Annotated in this window: 22 protein-coding genes; 11 read left to right on the forward strand and 11 right to left on the reverse strand. The window is 76.1% G+C overall.

The genetic code is table 11. The annotated features are described in order from the left end of the window. The first annotated feature begins 83 nt into the window (after positions 1-83). Together LWC33_RS17540 and LWC33_RS17545 are read left to right on the forward strand one after the other, a co-directional pair. Positions 84-671: a hypothetical protein gene (locus tag LWC33_RS17540; RefSeq protein ID WP_233305475.1), complete on the forward strand. Its 588-nt coding sequence runs from the start codon at positions 84-86 to the stop codon at positions 669-671. A gap of 93 nt (positions 672-764) precedes the next feature. Then, a complete protein-coding gene (locus LWC33_RS17545) occupies positions 765-1,892 on the forward strand; it encodes an NAD(P)/FAD-dependent oxidoreductase (protein ID WP_233305476.1) in 1,128 nt (375 codons plus the stop codon). A 4-nt stretch (positions 1,893-1,896) separates the two neighbouring features. Here LWC33_RS17545 and LWC33_RS17550 read toward each other — a convergent pair whose 3' ends face one another. Continuing rightward, entirely contained in the window at positions 1,897-2,154 is a 258-nt protein-coding gene (locus LWC33_RS17550) for a hypothetical protein (protein ID WP_233305477.1), read from the reverse strand. A gap of 96 nt (positions 2,155-2,250) precedes the next feature. On the opposite strand from LWC33_RS17550, the gene LWC33_RS17555 reads away from it, so the two are divergent. The 3 genes from LWC33_RS17555 (at position 2,251) to LWC33_RS17560 (ending at position 3,439) form a co-directional block, all read left to right on the forward strand. After that, positions 2,251-2,568, forward strand: coding sequence for a hypothetical protein (locus tag LWC33_RS17555; RefSeq protein WP_233305478.1), 318 nt, complete (start codon positions 2,251-2,253; stop codon positions 2,566-2,568). A gap of 86 nt (positions 2,569-2,654) precedes the next feature. After that, a complete protein-coding gene (locus LWC33_RS35210) occupies positions 2,655-2,777 on the forward strand; it encodes a hypothetical protein (RefSeq protein ID WP_255692125.1) in 123 nt (40 codons plus the stop codon). Between the two features lie 113 nt (positions 2,778-2,890). After that, positions 2,891-3,439 carry a DUF1707 SHOCT-like domain-containing protein gene (locus tag LWC33_RS17560; RefSeq protein WP_233305479.1) on the forward strand — a complete coding sequence of 183 codons (549 nt, stop codon included), beginning with the start codon at positions 2,891-2,893 and terminating at the stop codon, positions 3,437-3,439. A gap of 7 nt (positions 3,440-3,446) precedes the next feature. Here LWC33_RS17560 and LWC33_RS36090 read toward each other — a convergent pair whose 3' ends face one another. Further along, complete coding sequence (locus tag LWC33_RS36090) at positions 3,447-3,842, reverse strand: IclR family transcriptional regulator domain-containing protein (RefSeq protein ID WP_233305540.1); 396 nt, start codon at positions 3,840-3,842, stop codon at positions 3,447-3,449. 144 nt (positions 3,843-3,986) lie between these two features. Here LWC33_RS36090 and LWC33_RS17570 point away from each other — a divergent pair, with 144 nt between their 5' ends. Further along, on the forward strand, positions 3,987-4,232 hold the full coding sequence (locus tag LWC33_RS17570; RefSeq protein ID WP_233305545.1) for a hypothetical protein: 246 nt from the start codon (positions 3,987-3,989) through the stop codon (positions 4,230-4,232). A gap of 69 nt (positions 4,233-4,301) precedes the next feature. Here the strand turns inward: LWC33_RS17570 and LWC33_RS17575 are convergent, their stop codons facing one another. Beyond that, positions 4,302-4,703: an ATP-binding protein gene (locus tag LWC33_RS17575; protein ID WP_233305480.1), complete on the reverse strand. Its 402-nt coding sequence runs from the start codon at positions 4,701-4,703 to the stop codon at positions 4,302-4,304. Between the two features lie 266 nt (positions 4,704-4,969). Here LWC33_RS17575 and LWC33_RS17580 point away from each other — a divergent pair, with 266 nt between their 5' ends. The 5 genes from LWC33_RS17580 to LWC33_RS17600 all read left to right on the forward strand — a co-directional run bounded on the left by LWC33_RS17580 (position 4,970) and on the right by LWC33_RS17600 (position 8,982). After that, the gene (locus LWC33_RS17580; RefSeq protein ID WP_233305481.1) at positions 4,970-5,725 is read left to right on the forward strand and encodes a sigma-70 family RNA polymerase sigma factor; all 756 of its coding nucleotides are present in this window, start codon (positions 4,970-4,972) and stop codon (positions 5,723-5,725) included. A 171-nt stretch (positions 5,726-5,896) separates the two neighbouring features. Then, positions 5,897-6,289: a hypothetical protein gene (locus LWC33_RS36095; RefSeq protein ID WP_233305482.1), complete on the forward strand. Its 393-nt coding sequence runs from the start codon at positions 5,897-5,899 to the stop codon at positions 6,287-6,289. Continuing rightward, the gene (locus tag LWC33_RS17590; protein ID WP_233305483.1) at positions 6,286-7,689 is read left to right on the forward strand and encodes a ferredoxin reductase family protein; all 1,404 of its coding nucleotides are present in this window, start codon (positions 6,286-6,288) and stop codon (positions 7,687-7,689) included. Before LWC33_RS36095 ends, LWC33_RS17590 begins: the two co-directional genes overlap by 4 nt. A 4-nt stretch (positions 7,690-7,693) precedes the next feature. After that, a complete protein-coding gene (locus LWC33_RS17595) occupies positions 7,694-8,194 on the forward strand; it encodes an FMN-binding protein (protein ID WP_233305484.1) in 501 nt (166 codons plus the stop codon). A 29-nt stretch (positions 8,195-8,223) separates the two neighbouring features. Next, positions 8,224-8,982, forward strand: a complete 759-nt coding sequence (locus tag LWC33_RS17600; RefSeq protein ID WP_233305485.1) for an FAD:protein FMN transferase — start codon at positions 8,224-8,226, stop codon at positions 8,980-8,982. A 70-nt stretch (positions 8,983-9,052) separates the two neighbouring features. Here the strand turns inward: LWC33_RS17600 and LWC33_RS17605 are convergent, their stop codons facing one another. Genes LWC33_RS17605 through LWC33_RS17640 form a run of 8 tightly spaced genes read right to left on the reverse strand, consistent with a single transcriptional unit; the run spans position 9,053 to position 14,503 of the window. Then, positions 9,053-10,213, reverse strand: coding sequence for a hypothetical protein (locus tag LWC33_RS17605; RefSeq protein WP_233305486.1), 1,161 nt, complete (start codon positions 10,211-10,213; stop codon positions 9,053-9,055). 54 nt (positions 10,214-10,267) lie between these two features. Then, positions 10,268-12,115 (reverse strand): complex I subunit 5 family protein, encoded by a 1,848-nt coding sequence (locus LWC33_RS17610; protein ID WP_233305487.1) that lies wholly within the window; start codon positions 12,113-12,115, stop codon positions 10,268-10,270. Between the two features lie 2 nt (positions 12,116-12,117). Then, a complete protein-coding gene (locus LWC33_RS17615) occupies positions 12,118-12,486 on the reverse strand; it encodes a sodium:proton antiporter (protein ID WP_233305488.1) in 369 nt (122 codons plus the stop codon). Further along, positions 12,483-13,217, reverse strand: a complete 735-nt coding sequence (locus tag LWC33_RS17620) for an MnhB domain-containing protein (protein WP_233305489.1) — start codon at positions 13,215-13,217, stop codon at positions 12,483-12,485. The genes LWC33_RS17615 and LWC33_RS17620 overlap by 4 nt, the downstream gene beginning before the upstream one ends. Beyond that, entirely contained in the window at positions 13,214-13,462 is a 249-nt protein-coding gene (locus LWC33_RS17625; protein WP_233305490.1) for a Na(+)/H(+) antiporter subunit B, read from the reverse strand. The genes LWC33_RS17620 and LWC33_RS17625 overlap by 4 nt, the downstream gene beginning before the upstream one ends. Then, positions 13,459-13,764 (reverse strand): monovalent cation/H(+) antiporter subunit G, encoded by a 306-nt coding sequence (locus tag LWC33_RS17630; RefSeq protein ID WP_233305491.1) that lies wholly within the window; start codon positions 13,762-13,764, stop codon positions 13,459-13,461. The genes LWC33_RS17625 and LWC33_RS17630 overlap by 4 nt, the downstream gene beginning before the upstream one ends. Next, complete coding sequence (locus LWC33_RS17635; protein ID WP_233305492.1) at positions 13,761-14,015, reverse strand: monovalent cation/H+ antiporter complex subunit F; 255 nt, start codon at positions 14,013-14,015, stop codon at positions 13,761-13,763. The genes LWC33_RS17630 and LWC33_RS17635 overlap by 4 nt, the downstream gene beginning before the upstream one ends. Further along, positions 14,012-14,503, reverse strand: coding sequence for a Na+/H+ antiporter subunit E (locus LWC33_RS17640; RefSeq protein ID WP_233305493.1), 492 nt, complete (start codon positions 14,501-14,503; stop codon positions 14,012-14,014). Before LWC33_RS17640 ends, LWC33_RS17635 begins: the two co-directional genes overlap by 4 nt. Between the last annotated feature and the right edge of the window lie 13 nt (positions 14,504-14,516).

The following is a 14,516-nucleotide window of genomic DNA, read 5'->3' on the forward strand; positions in this document are numbered from 1 at the left end:
CCGGGCCTCACCCCCGGGGTGTGGCCCGACCTTCACCCCCGCGGGGTGACGGCGCCGCCGGGCCCCGGGTCCAGGGTCGGCGGATGGCTCCCACCGCCGACCAGGACGCCACGGGACCGGGCGCGACGGCAGAGCGCGCCCGCGCGGCGGCCGCTCCCCCGGGCCGGGCCCGCGCACTCGTGCGCCGCACGGTCCTGAGCAGACACCACTGGGGCAGCGAGGAGCACCTCGCGCAGGCGATCTACGGCACCGTGATCGGCGCCGCCGGGATCGCGGTCGGCAGCGCGCATGGGGACCTCCGCGAGATCGTCCTCACCGTGGTGGTGACCGTCGCGGTCTACTGGGCCGCAGAGCGCTACGCGGACGTGCTCGCCGCCGCGGTACACGCCGAGGGCCGATGGGAACGGGTGCGGGGCGCGCTGCGCCGCGGGCTCCCGGTCGTCGAGGCGGGGCTGAGCCCGCTGGTGGTCCTGGTCGTCCTCGCGCTGCTCACCGGCCGTCTCGCCCTCGCGGTCTTCGTCGCGCTCGGCCTGGCCACGCTCATGCTCGGCGGCTTCGGGCACGCCGCCGCCCGGCGGGCCGGCGCCACCCGGTTCGCGGCGTTCGGCTGGGGCCTGTGCAGCGCGGCGCTCGGCGGTCTGGTCATCGGGCTGAAGATGCTGCTCCACTGAGGAGGACGACGCAGGGGGCGGCATGGAGGTCGTGATCGTCGGCGCGGGTGCGGCGGGATCGATGACCCCGAGCCCGGCGACGACCGGTACACCATGCTGCTCACCCGCCGGTCCACGCTGGACCGCGTGCTCGACGCGCGGGTGCGGACCGAGCCCGGGGTCACGCTGCGCGGCGGCGCCACCGTCCGCGGCCTGCTCACCGAGGGCGGAACGCCCCCGCGGGTCACCGGCGTCCGGCTCGACGACGGCGCGCTGGCCGCCGACGTCGTCGTCGACGCCTCGGGGCGGCGGTCCCGGGTCGACGACTGGCTGGCCGACGCCGGGGCGCGGCCGCGGCCCGTCGTCACGGCGGACTGCGGCCTCGCCTACTACAGCCGGCACTACCGGCTGCGGACCACGGACGGACTGCCCGGGCGGGCGGACAACCGCACGATCCTCCCGCTCGACGAGTTCGTCGCCGGGATGTGGGGCGCCGACAACGGGACGGTCCTGCTGGGGTTGTGCCCGCTGGCCGAGGACCACCGGTTCCGCGTCCTGCGGGACCCGGAGGTGTTCACCGCGGTCTTCGACACGGTGCCCGGTCTGCGGGGTTGGCTCGACGTGCTGGATCCGGTCGGCGACATGTTCCCGATGGGTGGGCTGCACAACACCCTGCACCGCCTGGTCGACGCGGCCGGGCCGCTCGTCCTCGGGCTGCACGCCGTCGGCGACGGGGTCTGCACCACCAACCCGACGCTGGCCCGCGGGCTGGGCGTGGCGCTGCGGACCGTGCTCGACCTCGTCGACGTCCTCGCGGAGCATCCGCGCGACCCGCTCGCGCGCGCCCTGGCACACGACGCGGCGATCACCGAGGGGGTCGAGCCGTACTACGTCGACCAGGCCCGCACCGACGCCGCGCGGCTCGCCCGGGTCCGCGGGGTGCTGCACGCGCGGGGTGTGCTCGACGGGCGCCCCGCGACCCCGGCCGCCCCGGCGGGACCGGCCCCGTCGGCGGCCCGGGTGGGGTTCGACGAGCTCTCCGCCGCGGCCTTCTTCGACGCGGCCCTCTTCCGCACCGCCGCCTCGGTACGGGGCATGCTCGTGCGCCCCGAGGCGGTCTACACCGACCCCGCCGTGGTCGCCCGGGTGCGGGAGGTGCAGGCCGCACACCCCGCCGGGGTCCCCGCCCCCGCCCAGCCCGACCCCGACCTCCTCGCCAAGGCCCTCGCCGCGGCGGTGTGAGACGTCAGGCCGGCTCCTCCGCCGCCTGCTTTCGCGCGGCGCCGAAGCGCTGCTGGACGTTCTGCTTCGTGGTGCCGTAGAGCGCGCCGATCTTCGACCAGCTCGCGCCGGCCTCGCGAGCCTCGGCGGCGCGGCGGCGTTCGACCTCCTCCGCGGCACACCGCAGGTCCCTCGCCGCGGCGAGGGCCTCCAGCGGGCTCCCGGCCGCGCCGAGCGCGTCAAGGGCCTTCTGCACGTGCTTGAGGCCACTGTCAGCCGACACAGGTCAATGGTAGCTTGACGCCTCGGTCGTCAATGATAGGTTGACGAACGTCAACTCGACATTGACGAGCGAAGGCGACCCAGGAGGTGTGGGCAGATGGACGGGCGGATCCACCAGCAGGGCCGGGCGGAGCGCGACCGACGCGGGGCGTCGGACCGGGAGGTGAAGCGCGCACTCCGGGCGGTGTACTTCGCGGTCGCCGCGCTGCGGCACGCGCCGCGGTCGCCGCAGGTCACCCGGGCGATCTCCGAGGCGAGCACCGCCGTCGGGACCCTGCCCGGCGGCTTCGTCGCCGAGGCGCTCTACCGGCTCATCGGCACGATCGAGGACTGCCACCGCGCGGGCACGGCCGGCTCCACCCGGCTCGACGAGCGGTGGCGCACCGCGACCGCCGCGGTGCGCCTCGCCGGCTGACCCGCCTCGGGGCAGGCCACCGGCAGGGTCGGCCCTCACCCGGCCGCAAGGGCCGCGAGCACCGGTTCCTCGACGGGCGTCGGGCCGTGGTGTGGGTACCGCTGCACGCCGGCTACGGCGCGCTCGGCTTCGCCGCGACCGTCGCCGCCCCGGTCCTCGTGCTGCTGTTGCTCGTGGGTACGCGGCGAGGGGTGCGGGCCGGGACATGATCCCCGCCCGGGCAGGGGAACGCTCGATCTCCGGACGTTCCCCTGCCGGGCCGTGGATCATGTTCCGCCCGAAATCCGCTGGACGACGTCGCGATCATCGGTACGTCCGGGCCGTGACCGCCGCCGCGCCCGACGATCTCGAACCCCGGCGCCGCGACGCGCAGCAGCGGCTGGAACGCGCGGTCGGCGAGGGCCGGCTGACCCTCGACGAGTTCACCGACCGGGTGGGGAAGGTCTGGGCGGCCGACGACGGCGTGGCGATCGAGCGCGTGCTCACCGACCTCCCCACGCCGGTGGTCGGGGCGACCAGGCCCGGGCGCGTGCTGGTGAGCGTGCTCGGCGACCTCACGCGCAAGGGCCGGTGGTCACTGCGCCGGCGCACGACGGTGCTGCTGCTGCTCGGCGACGTCGACCTGGACCTGCGCGGCGCGGTGGTCGAGCAGGGTGCCGCCGAGGAGCCGATCGTCGTCGACACCTGGTCGCTGATCGGCGACGTGCAGCTCACCGTGCCGGAGGGCGTCGAGGTGGAGGTCGGCGGGTTCTCGCTGCTCGGCGACCAGAAGGTCGACCTCGCGCCCGTGCCCCGGGTGCCCGGCGCCCCCGTCGTCCGGCTGCGGGTGTGGTCGCTGCTGGGCGACCTGACGGTGCGCAGCGCGGGCTGACCACGGCTCACCGGCTCCGGCGCTGCCCCATCTCCCGGGAGATGGCCAGGCCCGTCGCCCGGACGACCTGCTCGTAGGCCTGCGGCCGCGCGTCACCCGCCGGCACGACGACCGACACCGCCGCGATCGTCCGGCCGGTCCGGTCCCACACGGGCGCCGCGACCGAGGAGACGGGGGCGGGGCGGGGCCGGTCGAAGATCGCGACGCCCCGCCGCCGGACGTCGGCGAGCCGACGGCGCAGCCGCGTCGCGGTGGCGGGGTCGAGGCCCTCGAGGAACCCGGCCCGCGCCTCCGGGTCGGCCCTGGGCCAGCAGCACCAGGCCCGCAGCTGGCCGCGGCGCTCGGCGTGTCCGAGCGCGGTCGCGGCCGCGTCGCCGCGCCGCCACGGGCACGTCGCCGGGATCCGCGCCGAGCGGTGTCGAGACCAGCGGGGTCCCCGGCACCCCTCGAGCCGGGCTGGTCGAGTACACCCGCGCCGGCCGCCGGCTGGGCGCCGAGCGCTCGACGCGGGCGACCTGCTGCTCCCCGTCCTGGCCGGGAGAACGCGGTGACGGCCCGCCGGACCCGGAAGGACCTCGTGCCCCGGCTGGCCGGCGAGCGCCGGCTCGGCGCCTACTTCGGCGTGCTGTCCTCGGCGGGTGGACTCGCGGTGCTGGTGGGCAGCACCGCGACCGGCGTCCTGCTCGACCCGGCGGTCGCCCCGCCCGCCGTCGCCTGGGTGGCGCTGGCCGCGGTGCCCCTGCTCAGCGCGCTGGTGATCGGGAGGCTCGCGCGGCACGGCGCCCTCGGCTGATCACCGGTACCGTGTCGGCCGGCGTGCCCGGGTCCTGCCTGAACGCAAGCGGCCGACGCCGGCCGGCACTCACGCCGCGCCGCCACCCTGGATGTCGAGTGGGAAGGCCAGCCGGACCGTCGTGCCCCGCGCCGACTGCAGGACGGTGACCTCCGCGAGCTGCGTGGCCACCCGCAGGCCGTCCCCCGGCGGCTCGGTGCACAGCTCGTCGTCGACGTCGACCCGGATCCGGACGCCGTCCGCGCGGGAGCACCACCGGACCCGCACGGATCCCGCGCCCAGGTCCAGGGCGTGAGCGACGACCTCGTCCACCGCGATCGTCAGCCGCGCCTGTCGGTCGACGGGCCAGCCGCGGTCCCGGGCCAGCCGTCCCAGGTCGTGCCGCAGGTCGGCGAGCTCGAGCACCCCCGAGACCTCGGTGTCCAGTGCGGGCGGCACGCGAACGCCCAGCTTCTGCCGCAACCCCTGCATCCCGCACCAGTCCTTCCCACCGTCCGGTCGCCGCCCCACATGCCCCCGGCCGGACCGGCCAAACCCGCGACCGGGAGGGGCCGCGCGGAATCCTGCGCGTGGCCGGTTTGGCCCGCCCCCGCCCGGGCATCCGCCCCGCACTCCCGGCGCTCCCGCGCGGCGGGCCCGCCGCCCGGCAGGCGGCGGCGGTGTCCGGGCGGCGCCTCCCGCCCTTCCCTCCGGCCACGCCGGATCCACCCCTTTCCGTGGAGGAGGCTGCGTGCACGGTGGACGCCCCCAGCGACTACGCCCGATACCTGCCGACGCTCACCGAGTACGCCGGGCTGCCCGGCGACGACCCGCGCCGGGAGGGCCTGCGGTCCACGCTGATCCTCGCGTTCCTGCCGGTCGTGCAGCACATCGCCCGGCGCTACGGCGACGACGCCGTGCGGGAGGACCTGACCCAGGCGGGGGTGATCGGGCTGATCCACGCGATCGACCACTGGGATCCCGGCGCGGCCCGCGGCGACGCGCTCGGGTACGTCGTCCCCTGTGTGCGCGGGGAGATCCTGCGGCACCTGCGGGACCGCACCTGGTCGGTGCGGGTGTCGCGGCCGGTCAAGGAGCTGGTGGTGTCGCTCGACAAGGCCGTCGGGCCGCTCACCCAGCGGCTGGGGCGGGCGCCGCGACCGAGCGAACTGGCCGAGCACCTCGGGATCGACGTCGACGAGGTGATCGACGCGCTGGCCGTCCGGGCCGAGCGGCGCAGCGCCAGCCTCGACGTGTCGGTCGAGCCCGGGGAGCCCCCGCTCGCCGAGCGGCTCGGCGACGCGGACCCCGAGCTCGACGGGGTGGAGCTGCGGCGCAGCGTGTGGCCGCTGCTGGCCGCGCTCCCCGAGCGGGAGCGGCGGATCGTGTTGCTGCGCTTCTTCGGCAACAAGACCCAGTCCGAGATCGGCGAGGTGGTCGGGCTCTCGCAGATGCACGTCTCCCGCCTGCTCGCCCGCGCGCTCGCCACCCTGCGCCACGGGATGATGTCGTAGCGGTCCGTCGCCCCCGTACACCAGGTCGTCACCCGGCCCCCTGCCGACGCCGTCGACCGGCAGCCGGGCCGGGAAGCCGGGGCTCGGCCCACAGCCGGTTCACAGCCGGCACACCGAGATCACCCACGATGCCGCCGGAGGCTGGTCCTCGACCGATGCCGAAGGAGCACCGTGAGCAACGACCTGTACCCCAGCGGGTCCCGCTGGGAACCCTTCTCCTCCCCGCGCCCCGTCCTCACCGACCCCGAGCACCTCGACGGAACCGCACCGGACCGCGCCGAGGTCGGGGCCGCCCACCCCGTCTACGACATCGCCTCGACCGCCGTGCACCCCGGCCCCCACTCCGTCGCCGAGCCGCGTGCCGGGCGCCCGGGTGTGCGCCGGACCGTCGTGCTGGTCGCAGCGGCCGTCGGCCTCGTGCTCGCCGGCGGGGCGGGCAGGTACGCGATCGGACACGCCACCGCCGGGACCGGCACCGGGAGCGGCACTGGTACCGGAAGCGGCAGCGCGGGCACCGGCGGCACGGGCAGCCTCACGAGCAGCACCACCGGGCAGTCCACGTGACCACCACGCTCGACCCACCCACCGCCCGGCACGGCACCCGGGTCGACGCCCGGCCGGCCCGCACCGATTCGGTGATCCGCTACCTGGCCGGTGTCGCCGTGGCGGCGAGCCTGGTCGTCGTCACCTACCTCTGGCTCGCGGGCGGCGGGATCGAGGACCTCGGCTCCTGGGCCGACGGCCTGACCTCGACGGGCCGCTGGACGGGCCTGCTCGCCTCGGACCTCCTGCTGGTCCAGGTGCTGTTGATGGCCCGGATCCCGCCGCTGGAACGCTCGGTAGGGCAGGACCGGCTGGCCCGGGTCCACCGGCTCGTCGGGTTCACCTCGTTCACCCTGATGCTGCTGCACCTGGTGCTGATCACGTGGGGCTACGCGGCCGGCCGGATCAGCGCGCTCCCCGGCACCTTCTGGACGCTCACCGTCGACTACCCCGGCATGCTGCTGGCCCTGGCCGGCACCGCCTGCCTCGTTCTCGTCGTCGTGACGAGTGTGCGAGCCGCCCGCAACCGGCTGCGCCACGAGTCCTGGCACCTCCTGCACCTGTACGCCTACCTCGGCGTCGGGCTCGCGCTGCCGCACCAGCTGTGGACCGGCCAGGAGTTGCTGTCCTCCACGGCCGCGACCGTCTACTGGTGGACGCTCTGGGCCGCGGCCGCCGCGGCGGTGCTGGTCTGGCGGGTCGGCCTGCCGGTGCTCCGCTCGCTGCGCCACGACCTGCGGGTCACCTCGGTGGTCCCCGAGGCGCACGACGTCGTGTCGGTGTACGTGACCGGTCGCGCCATGGACCGCCTCCCGGTCGCCGCCGGGCAGTTCCTGACCTGGCGTTTCCTCAGCGGGCCCGGCTGGACCCGCGCCCACCCGTACTCGCTCTCGGCCGCCCCGGACGGCCGCAGCCTGCGGATCACGGTCAAGGACCTGGGCGACGGCAGCCGGCTCGTCCGCAGCCTGCGCCTCGGTACCCGGGTGCTCGTGGAGGGCCCCTACGGCCGGCTCACCGCGCGCCCGCGCACCCGCGACCGGGTCGCGCTGATCGGGGCCGGGGTCGGGATCACCCCGCTGCGGGCGCTCGCCGAGGGCCTCTCGTACGCCCCGGGCGATGCCGTGCTGCTGCAGCGCGGCACGGGCGCACCGCTGTTCGCCGCGGAGTTCGACGTCCTCGCCCGTGAGCGGGGCCTGCGGGTGCACTGGCTCCCCGGCCGGCGCCGCGCCCCGGACTCCTGGCTCGGCGAGGGCGCCGGCCCCGCCGACGACCTCGCCGTCCTCCTCGCCCTGATCCCCGACGTCGCGCAGCGCGATGTCTACCTCTGCGGCCCCGAGGCCTGGTCCGCCTCGGTCCACCGGACCCTGGCCGCGGCCCGGGTGCCGGAGGGCCGCATCCACGTCGAGACCTTCGGATGGTGACCGCGTGCGCCGCATCCTGACCTGGTTCCTGAGCACCGTCGCCGTGGTCGCGCTGCTCTTCGGCTACAAGACCTCGACGGGCGCCTCCGCCACGCCCACCTCCGACACGGTCGTCGCCGCGCCCGGCACGGGTTCCGGGGCGAGCGCCGGCAGCGGCTCGGGCAGCACCGGCACCTCGGGCAGCACCGGCAGCAGCGCGAGCAGCGGCACGTCGGGCGGCACCGGCACCACCACCTACACCGGGTCGGTCGCCCAGACCCGCTGGGGTCCGGTCCAGGTCGCGATCACCGTGGCGGGCGGGAAGATCACGAACGTCACCGTCCCCCAGTACCCCAACGGGAACGGCAGGGACCAGCAGATCAACGCCTCCGCCTTGCCCGTCCTCACGAAGGAGACGATCAGCGCGCAGAGCGCCTCCATCGACATGGTCAGCGGCGCGACCGTGACCTCCGACGGCTACGTCCAGTCCCTGCAGAGCGCCCTCGACCAGGCCGGCCTCGCATGACCGCACCCGCCGTGTCCACCGTGTCCCCTGTGCCCACCGCCCCTGCCGCCGCTCCCCGCCCGGCCCGCTACGTCGAGCACGTCATGGGGATGCCGATCAGCCTCGCGCTGCGCGGCCGGCACACCAGCGACGAACGGGCCCGCGCCGCCTGGGCCGACGCCCTGGCCGTCCTCCGCGAGGCCGACCGGGTCTTCAGCACCTACCGCCCCGACTCGGTGATCTCCCGGCTGGGCCGCGGCGAGCTCGACGAGCGCGACTGCCCGCCCGAGGTGCGCGAGGTCCTGGCGGTCGGGGAGGCCGCCCGCCGGGACTCCGACGGCGCGTTCGACGTCCGGCGCGCCGGCCGCCTCGACCCGTCCGGCGTCGTCAAGGGCTGGGCCGTGGAGCGGGCCGCGGCGGCCCTGGTCACGGTGCCCGACACCGACTTCTGCCTGTCCGCGGGCGGCGACCTCACCTGCCGCACCCTGCACCCCGACGACGCCCCGTGGCGGATCGGTGTCGAGGACCCGCGCGACCCGGGGCGGCTCGTCGCGGTGATCCCGATCCGCACCGGCGCCGTCGCCACCTCAGGCGCGGCCCACCGCGCGGCCCACGTCGTCGACGCGCGGACCGGGCTCCCGCCGTCCGGGCTCGGCTCGGTCACGGTGATCGCCCCCTCGCTCACGGTCGCGGACGTCGACGCCACGGCCGCCTACGCCCTGGGCCCCGACGCCGCGGGCTGGCTCGCCGCACGCGGCCGGACCGGCCTGGTCGTCGCCGCGGACGGGGTCACGACGGTGGTCGGCTGAGGCCTCGGCGCGCACGCCGCGGGGCCGGCGGCACCACCGTCACCGCGGGGCGGACCGGCGGGACGTCGGGTCACTCCTCCCGGGCCGCGGCCTCGAGCCGGGCGGCGAGGTCGCGGCGTTCCCGCTGCCGGTGGCCGTAGGCGACCAGCCTGACCGTGGCGTCGTCCTCCAGCCCGGAGCCGACCGCCCCGGCGACCACGCCCATGATCGTCGCGAGGACCACGATCGGCACGTAGTCCCCGAGCCCGGCGGGATGGCCGAGCACGCGGCTCAGGTACCCGGCCGGGATGATCACCGACGCCACGATCGCGTTGAGCACCAGCAGGGCCACCGAGAACAGGCCCGTCCCGGTCGCGAGCGTGAGGACCGTACCGAGGTTGAGCAGCCGGTCGATCCCGACCTCGGGCGAACCGCGCTCCCAGAGCCGGTGCCCCACGATCAGCCAGACCACGAAGATCGCGAGGGAACCGACGAACGCGAGGGCGAGCCGCCAGGCCGTGAGGGCGTTGGCGAGCTGCCAGATGTTCGAGTAGAGGAGCCCGAAGGCCGAGCCCGCGGCGGCCCCCGCAAGAGCCGTGCCCAACCCGACGGTCAGCCGCCACGGCCGGTTGGTGCGCACCATCCCCGCCAGCAGCCGCAGCGAGCCGCCCCGGGCCAGGACGGTCTCGTCGGCGTCCTCGGCGGCCATGCCCGGCTCGTGCAGCAGCGCGGCCCGCCGGGTGGGCCGGCGGGCCGCCGCCGCCGCGTCGATCCCGAGCAGCCGCCCCACCAGGTCGACGACGGCGTCGCGGACCCGCGGGAGCAGCCGCACCCCGCCGAGGGCGGGCACGGACACCACGGCCACCCGGTCCCGCTCGCTCACCTGCGCGACCACCGGGACACCGCTCGCCTTCGCCGGGACGTCGGTGAGGCACACGGCGACGTCCCAGCGGGTGCGGCGGACCCGCTCGCGCGCACGGTCCAGGGCGCGCTCACCGCGGTCGTTGGCCTCGAAGGGCTCGACGACGGTCTCGACCTCCCAGGTCCGCGGCGCGTCCAGCCGGGCGGCGAGGACCTGCGGCAGGCCCTCGACGAGCTGTTCGGCCAGCTCACCGGGCAGGTTCGGGTCGGCCAGCAGGCCGACGACCGTGAGGGTCTCGGTCGCGGTGTCGGTCGCGGTGTCGGTCGCGGTGTCGGTCGCCGCGCCGCTGTCGGCGGGGCCGACGGGCTCGAGGTGGGGCTCGTCCGGCATGCCCCGGGACTACCCGCCGCACCCCTCGTTCCACCCGGCCGGGTGGGCCGGACCTCACCCGGCCAGCAACGGCAGCCCGACCAGCGCACCCAGCAGGGCGACCCCGACCAGCAGCCAGGTGATGTAGTCCCCGATGTGCCCGGAGTGCAGGCCCCGCAGCCGCGCGACCACCGCGTCGCCGATCCGGCGGCCGACGGCCGACGGGCCGGGAAGGCGGTCCCGGTACAGCGCGGCGAGCGCGAGGAGCGCGGCGAGCGCCGAGGAGACCAGGCCGAGGACCACGCCCGAGGTCGTCCAGCCCGATGCGGGCGACGGCGCGGCCGGAGCGGCGGCCGTGCCGAATGCCGAAGCCAGGTAGCCCGCGCGGTCGAGGAAGTGGTCGGCGGCCTCGGCGAAGGCCTGCGGCACGCCCGGCAGGACGCCGAGCACGAGTCCGCCCGCCAGCAGCACCACGAGCGGCCCCAGCATCGTCGCGGGGACCCGCTTCAGCAGGCCCTTGACCTCCGCCTCCTCGCTCCCCTTCGTGTCCAGCGGGGCGGTGTCCTTGTCCGGCCTGCTCCCGAGACCGAAGTAGATCCGGCAGGCCGCCCGCAGCACCGCGGCTCCCGTCACGGCCGAGACCAGCACGAACAGGGCCGGCGCCCAGGGGGCCCCGGCCTCGGCGACGGCCTCCTCGGAGACCGCCTTCCCCAGCCCGGAGCCGAACGGCGGCAGCCCCGCGAGGGCGAACCCGCCGAGCAGCATGAGCCAGGGCAGCACGCGGGCGCGCCGGCCCGCCCCGTGCAGGTCGATCTCGTCGACGCTGCCGTAGCGGTCGAGGATCGAGCCGGCGACGAGGAACAGGGCGGACTTGGTCGCGGCGTGCCCGGCGACGTAGAGGGCGGCGCCGGCCGTCCCGGCCGGGTCGAGCGTGCCGAAGGCGATGGTGAACAGCCCCACGTGCGCGATGGTGGAGTAGGCGAGCAGCCGTTTGAGGTGGCGCTGCAGGAAGCAGAGCACGGCGCCCAGCAGCGCGGTGAGGGTGCCGAGCACCAGGAAGGTCCGCTGCAGGTCGGCGTGCGGGAGCACCGGACCGAACACCACGGTCGTCACCCGGAACACCCCGTAGAGCCCGAGCTCGACCATGATCCCCGAGAAGAGGACGCACACCGGGGTGGGCGCGACGGCGTGGGCGTCGTCGAGCCAGAAGTGGAACGGGACGAGCGCGGCCTTCACGCAGAACCCGGTGACCACCAGCACGAACCCGCCGACGACCACCGCCCCGGGGGGTCGGCCCTGCAGGGCGACGGCGAGCGGCGCCAGGCCGAGCTGCCCGGTCTGCGCGTACAGCACGCCGATGCCGGTGAGGGTCACGTAGGCGCCGAAGGAGTTCACGACGCCGAAGGCGAGCGCCCCCTGCACCGAGGTCGGCTCCTCGACCCGGAAGCCGGTCAGCGCGTACGCGACCGCCCCCATGAGCTCGAAGAACACGAACATGTCGAACAGGTCGCCGCTGAGCACGAACCCGGTCATGCCGGCGAGGAAGAGCAGCAACAGGGCGTGGAAGTGCGCCTCGGCCGAGTCGAGGTAGTGCCAGGTGTAGACCAGGGCGGCGACCGTGAGCGCCGCCGCGATCACGGCGGCCCCGGCCGCGAACGGGTCGGCCACCAGGGCGATGCCGAGCGCGGGGGAACCGGGGCCCCACCCCCCGATCCAGGTGGCGAGGTGTCCCGCCGGGTCCCCCGCGCTGCGCACGAGGAGCAGGACGTCGAGGGCCAGGACCAGCGCGGCGACCGCGACCGCGGTCCCGTCGACCAGGCGCCGGGGCACCCGGCGGCCGACCGTCAGGAGCAGGCACGCCCCGAGGATCGGCGCGCCGATCGCGAGCGGGGCCAGCACGGCCACGGGGACGGACAGCGCCACGGTCAGCCCCGCAGTGAGGTCAGCTCGTCGGGGTCCAGGGTGCCGTGCCGCTTCGCCACCTGGACGGCCAGTGCGAGCAGCAGCGCGGTCACCGTGGCCGCGACGACGACGTCGGTCAGCGTCATGGCCTGCACCACCGGGTCGACGACCGCGCTGTGCGCCGCGACGTCCGGCGGTGTGCTGCCGCCGAACACCGGCGGGGACGCGCCCGACTGGTAGCCGATCGCGATCAGCAGGACGTACGTGCCGGACTGGGCGATCGACAGGCACACCACGGCGTGGATCAGGTTCCGGCTGCGCGCGATGCCGAAGGCGCCGCCGAGCAGCAGCCAGCCCGCGACCAGGTACGCGTAGACGTGCAGGATGCTCACCGGCGCTCCACCCGCAGGGCCTGGTCGAGGAAATGGGCGAGCAACAGGATCACCCCGGAGGCCACCTCCATGCCGACGGCGACGTTGAGCAGCGGCACGATGCCGCTGGACGGCATCGACCCGAACGTGCCGAGGGGCAGCACGTTCGCCAGGAAGGAGCCGGTGACCGCGAGCCCGGCGATGCCGACGGCGACGAAGGCGGCGGTCCCGACCGCCTCCCCCACCTCGAAGGGCGGGACGGCCCGCAGCCGCTCCAGCGCCCGGAACCCGCCGGCCAGGTAGAGCAGGTGGAGCCCGGTGCCGAGCACCACGCCGCCCTGGAACCCGCCGCCGGGGGTGAGGTGCCCGTGGGCGACGACGTCGAGCCCGAGCACCAGCGTGACCGGCAGCAGCAGGTACCCGACCAGCCGGACCGCCTGCAGCGGCGGCTCGTCCTCGGGCACCTCCGTGCGTTCGCGCTCCTCGCGGCCGGGCCGCAGCAGGACCGCCGCGCCGACGACCGACCCGAGCAGGATCGTCTCCTCCCCGAGGGTGTCGAAGGCGCGCAGGTCGTAGTTGACGCCGGACACGACGTTGGCGGTCTGGTGGGCGATCGCGGCGGCCACGGCCACGTCCCGGTAGGGGTGGAAGGCGTTGCCGAAGGGCGGCATGCCGACGACGGTGACCACCAGGAGCACGCCGACGGCCGCCGCCGCGGCGGCGAAGACGATCAGGCGGACGCGGCGGGTCATCGCTGCCGCCGCACCCGGCGCAGGGCCAGCATCACCATCAGGGGCACGACGGCCGCGCCGATGGCGAGCTGCGCGAGCGCCACGTCGGGGGCCTGGAACGAGAAGAACAGCACCGTGAGCGCGAGCCCGAACACCGACAGGGTCACCGCCTGGCGGGCGGGGTCCGCGGTCAGCACCACGGCGGTGCCGAGCACCGCGACCAGCGTCAGGGCGACCAGCATGGTCGCCAGCGCCACCCCGCTCACCGGTCCCCCTCCGCGGCCGCCCCGTCCGCCCGCGCGACCAGGCGGCCGGTGGCGCTGCCCAGCACCGGCCCGGTGAGGGCGAGCAGGAACACCGTGACCAGGATCTGGGCGGTCGGCGCGGTCCAGCCGTTCGGGATCGCCAGGCCCAGGCCGATGAGCGGCCCGCCGACGGACGTCACCGGCGTGATCAGGTGCAATCGGACCAGCACGTCCCGTGTGACGAGCGCCCGCAGTGCGGCGAGCACGACGACCAGCACCCCGGCCCCGGTCGCCACCGCCGAGACCACCTGCGCCGCGGTCACGGGTCCTGCCTCAGCAGCCGGGTGAAGACCAGCGTGCCGGCGAAGGAGAGCACCACCAGCACCAGCGGCACGATCAGCAGCGAGGACTGCCCGCCCGCCTGGGCGAGCACGAGCAGCAGCAACGCCGTCACCGCGGCGGCCAGCTCGAGCCCGACCAGGCGCTCCACGGGCCCGCCCCGCGCGCCGAGCCAGGCCGCGGGGAGCAGCCCGCCGGCCAGCAGCGCCAGCCCCGCGACATACCAGACGATCACGACCGCACCACCTCCGACACCTCCGGGCGGCTGCGGCCGAGCTCGTGCAGGACGAGCCCGCGCCGGCCCCGTTCGCCGAGCACCACACTGCCGGGCGTGGCGGCGATCGCGATCGTCGCGAGCGCGCGGTAGGTGTCCTGGGCGGCCGGGTCCCGGCCGCCCCCGACCTCGGCGAGCACGACCTCCCGCACCCGGGGCGGGGCGGGGCGGCCCAGGAGCACGCGGACGGTGTCGGTCACCGCGCCGAGCGCCACCGCGGGCAGCCAGCGCAGCGCGGCCGGGTCCACCCGCCACCGCGAGCGGAGCGCCCGCCGGGCGGGCACCGCGACGAGCGCGCAGGGCACCGCGCAGGCCGCGCCGACGACCATGTCGGGCACGGTCATCGGGGACACGGTCACCGCCCACACGCCCGTGAGCACGACCCACCAGACTCCGACCTCGGCGATCCGGACCATGCCGAGCAGTACCCGACCGCGGCGCCTCGACACGTCGAGTTCCCGG

Source organism: Pseudonocardia terrae, assembly GCF_021343995.1.
GTDB classification, from domain to species: domain Bacteria; phylum Actinomycetota; class Actinomycetes; order Mycobacteriales; family Pseudonocardiaceae; genus Pseudonocardia; species Pseudonocardia terrae.